This window comes from Falsiroseomonas sp. RANM36 (assembly GCF_056682175.1).
The window spans coordinates 162,587-167,240 of the sequence record NZ_JBWXTD010000008.1; the positions used below are offsets into that span (position 1 = coordinate 162,587).

Annotated in this window: 2 protein-coding genes; both read left to right on the forward strand. The window is 63.7% G+C overall.

The window, feature by feature from the left end:
- On the forward strand, window positions 1-641 hold a 641-nt coding region (locus AC1MIR_RS26440), incomplete at its 5' end, for a hemerythrin domain-containing protein (RefSeq protein WP_480031158.1).
- A 243-nt stretch (window positions 642-884) separates the two neighbouring features.
- A partial coding sequence (locus tag AC1MIR_RS26445; protein WP_480031159.1) for a calcium-binding protein occupies window positions 885-4,654 on the forward strand: 3,770 nt, incomplete at its 3' end.

Consider the following 4,654-nt stretch of genomic DNA (forward strand, 5'->3'; position numbering starts at 1 on the left):
AGGCGATCGCCATCGCCCGCCGCGCGCGCCGCGTCGCCTTCCAGGCCATCGCGCTGGGCATGGGGATGTCCGGCGTTGCGATGGCCGTCGCCGCCGCCGGCCACCTGCCCCCGCTCGCCGGCGCCTTGGTGCAGGAGGGGATCGACGTCTTCGCCATCCTCTATGCGCTGAGCGCCCTGCGCCCCGGCCCGGAGGAGTCGGCACCCGCAACCCTCCCCGCCGAGGCCGGCCTCGCCGCGCGCCATGCCGAGCATGCCGGACTGCGCGACCTGGCGGAGGCGCTGCGATCCGGCGCCGAGGCCATCGGCCCCACCCCCGCCGCGCTGCCCGCGCTGACCGAGGTGGAGCGCCGCCTGCGCGCCGAGCTGGTGCCGCACCAACAGGAGGAGGAGCGCGCCTTGTACCCCGCCGCCGCCGCGCGCCTCGGCGGCACCGACCCGATGGCGCCGCTGGTGCGCATGCATGCCGAGATGGAAGGCCAGGCCGAGCGCGTCGCCACGCTGCTGCGCGTCGCGGAGCGCGACTGGGGCGCCGCCGCGCCGGAACTGCGCCGCACGCTGTTCGCGCTGGAGGCGCTGCTGCGCCTGCACCTGGCGGCGGAGGAGGAGATGCTGGCGGGGATGAGCGCGGAGGCGGGGTAGGGCGACGGAGAACCGCTCGGGGCCACCGGGCACGAACAACGACGCGGACCGCTAACGAAATTCCAGTGGCGGCAAGCGACGGGCTCCTCTACCGGTGGTTGGTAGAGAACGTAAAATTACAGATAGTATAGGTTTGCGTCGTCCGAGGGCGTGAACGAGGGGGCAGACCAGGGGCGGCGTGGCGCGACGCCGCTCGCTGTCGCTGATTTCCTTCTCGATGGGGAATGGGATCAGGATAAGGGCATGCCACTGTTCTCCGCGCCGGGCTTGACCGCGCAGCAACTCTTCGACGCTGTCGATTTGGCGCAAGCGAGCTACGGGAAGAAGGCCCCGGCAAACTCCGGTTGGGTTGCGCTTACGGGGGGGGAGATCGGCTTTGATTCGGGGTTTGACCCGTTTTTTTTGCGCGGCCGGATGGGAGGCGATGACACTGAGTTTACGACTGGGCTGCGGCTGGGCTTGGCCCCGACTTTCGGTGTCGCTCAGGTTTTCGAAAACAACGGAAAGCTTGTAATCTCTTTCCGTGGAACAGATGCTTTGTCCGATTGGCTGGATTATCCTGCTCTATTGCTCAATGCATTTTATGCTACCCTTTTTGACCCTTTTCTCGTTCAGATAGCTCAATATGCTGGGAATCGCGGTATTGGAGGCCATGATGTCGTAGTCGTAGGGCATTCCTTGGGTGCCGCTGCCGCGAACCAGTTGCGGGACAATCCCAACATACTTGGAACGCCCACTGGATTTTACGAAGCAGCAACATATGTGACGGTCGCGACACCAATTATCGCAAGAGATCCCAGAATCACGAACATTGGGTTTGATAATGATCGTATTTTCAAGGGTTCGATAGAAGAGATATTCCCAGAGAAAAATTTCATTTCAACGACTGACAACTTATTAATTATTGAGGACGACACTTCATCTTTTGGAGGTGACGAAAATTGGGGAACATTTGAAAATCCCGTAGATGGTCGTATGGCTCACGCGGTGTCACTTTATTCTGATACAGTAAAAATCGGGGTAAAGTCCATCCTTAACGACGTCCTCGCGCCGGATTCCTACGCGGCCTTTCTGGCTGCGGGCGTCATTGATGCGCGGTCTGATTTTATATTGGCGAACAAGCCTGTTGATACAGGCGTCGCTTATTTCGGTAACAATATGGCAAACACCATCTCCGGCGGCCCCGGCCTGGACTTCATCGACGGCGGCCGAGGAAACGACGCGCTTTTTGGAGGCGACGGTCCCGACCTTCTCGTTCCTGGCAAAGGAAACGACACGCTCTTTGCTGACGCCCAGGATCGCATCGCAGGGACGGGTGCGGAACTTAACGGCGATACGGTGTCGGTTGTCGGTGCCGGGGCAGCAGGTCTGACCTTCGAAATCCTGTTCCCGGACGGCATCACGCGCAGCATGACCGCGGCCGACATCGTCATCGATGGCACGGCCCTCAAGCTCGATACCGACCGGGACGGCACGCACGACGTCACTATCACGCTGGCCAACGCGACGCCGGGCTTGTCGGCAGCCGACGTGACCAATCACGTGGCCGGTAGCGCCGGGCGCGCCGCGACGGTGTTCCGCCTTGTCGATAGTACGCTTGGGTTTGTGGTTGATCAGGACGTCTGGAGTTCGGGCGCGTGGAACCAAGCCTCGATTGGTCGCCTCGCCATCGACGGGCAGTCATCGCTACTGGGTCCCACGGGCCTTACTGACGGAGTGCGATTCCCCGAGGTGCGCAACCTCACCGTGGAGAGCGGGCGTATATTCTCTATTGTTGAGGTCAGCCCGGCAGAATATTCTATTGTGAATGTCCCGTCAAATTGGGGCGGGCAAATTCTTGCTATTGTTGAATTCGATCCCCTTACCGGCAGTGCGATTTCGCGGAAGCCCTTTGTCCCAGCTTTCGACACAGCGAACATCCATGCCTTGGCTGCTTTGGGATCTGGTGAATTTGTCGGCTTCGGCCAAATGATCCGCTTTCGACAGGACTTCATGTTTCGTTTCGATGAGTCGGGCACGATAAGTTTTTTCCGCAATCTAAGCGTCTTGGAAGGCGTGAGCGGAATTGTCTCCGCCGATACCGCACCCGACGGGCGCGTGTTCGCGTGGTCCGACCATCAAATGGCAGGCGGCAGTGGATGGGGCGGCGGCCGGCTTGTGGAAGTCAATCCGACTAACGGATCAGTGCGCACCATCGCCAGCTATGCCGGCCCAGAAAAGATCACTTCGATCTCCTTCGATACCATGGGCACGCTTCTGGCGATCGGCAGAGATGCAAACCAGGTTGGTGCGCTGTTTCGGCTCACCCCGGAAACCGGGGGCATCGAGAGGTTGCAGACCATCGCCGGCTTTTTCCCTGAGGAGTTTGACGCCACCGGCATGATTCCGGTGCCGACCTCGCTCGCCTCGATCTTCGCCGCCGGGCCTCTGCGCGGAACTGCGGGGAATGAGCGCCTGATCGGCGGGCCGACCGGCGACGTGATTGAGGCCTCAGCGGGCGACGACCTGCTGGATGGAGGTCCGGACGTCGACACCGTGTCTTTCGCTACCTTTTCCTCGCCCATCATCGTGGACTTGCGGATAACCGGCCCGCAAACAGTCGCAAGCGGCAGCGTCCAAACGATCAGGAATATCGAGAACGTCATCGGCACCGCCTTTGGCGACCGAATCACAGGCGACGACCAAGCCAACGAGTTGTCTGGCGCTGGCGGCGGCGACACCCTGATCGGCGGAGGCGGCAACGACACCTATGTCGTGGGTGCCGCCGGCGATCAGTTGTTGGAGGAGGCAGCGGCGGGAATCGACACCGTGCGAACCGGCTTCGCCTGGACGCTCGGGCTGAATTTCGAGAACCTCGCGCTGACCGGCACAGGCGGTATCGGCGGCACCGGCAACGGCCTCGACAACCACCTGACGGGCAACAGCGGCGCCAACCGCCTGCTCGGCGATGCGGGCGCTGACACCCTCGACGGTGGTGCCGCGGCCGACACGCTCGAAGGTGGGGGCGGCGCGGATAGCCTGCGCGGCGGGGCGGGTAACGACAGCCTTGATGGCGGCACGGAGGTGGACACGGCGGCCTTCGCCGGCAGACAGGCTGACTACAGTGTCACTGCCCTGGCCGGTGGCTTGTGGCGGGTGCAGGACTTGCGCACCGGCGCGCCGGACGGCGCCGATACACTGAACGGGATCGAGTTCCTGGAATTCTCCGACACGCTGCTCGGTGTCGGTGGCGCACAACCGACAGAGGGCGCCGACACGCTGACCGGCACGGCCGCTGCCGACACGATCGACGCGCTAGGCGGCAATGACAGCATCGCCGGCCTAGCGGGTAACGACAGTCTGATGGGCGGCTCCCAGGCTGACACGCTGGATGGCGGCGCCGACAACGACACGCTCGACGGCGGCACGGCCGCCGACAGCCTGGTCGGCGGCGCCGGCAACGACCTCTACGTCGTGGACGACGGCGGCGACCGCATTCTCGAGACGCGGCCCGGCGGCGCCGACACGGTGTATTCCTCCGTCACCTGGGGGCTTGGGCCGCATCTCGAGGCGCTGGTGCTGACCGGCGATGCCGCGATCGACGGCACGGGCAACAACCTCGCCAATCTCATCATCGGCAACGACGAGGCCAATGTCCTCAACGGCGGCGGCCGCGCGGACACGCTGATCGGCGGCGCTGGCAACGACCTCTACCTGATCGACGCGACCGACACGCTGGTCGAGCAGGCCGGCGGCGGCAACGACACGGTGGTGGCGAACGCGACCTTCGCGCTGCCCGACCACATCGAGGTGCTGCGCTTCAACGGCACGGCCAATGTCCGCGGCGACGGCAATGCCGAGCAAAACTTCATCCTCGGCAATGTCGGCAACAACCGGCTGCTCGGGAATGACGGCAACGACACGCTGAATGGCGGCCTCGGCAACGACACGCTGCTGGGCGGCGAAGGCGCGGACAGCCTGGTCGGCGGCGAGGGCGTGGACCGGCTCGACGGCGGCAATGGCAACGACACCTA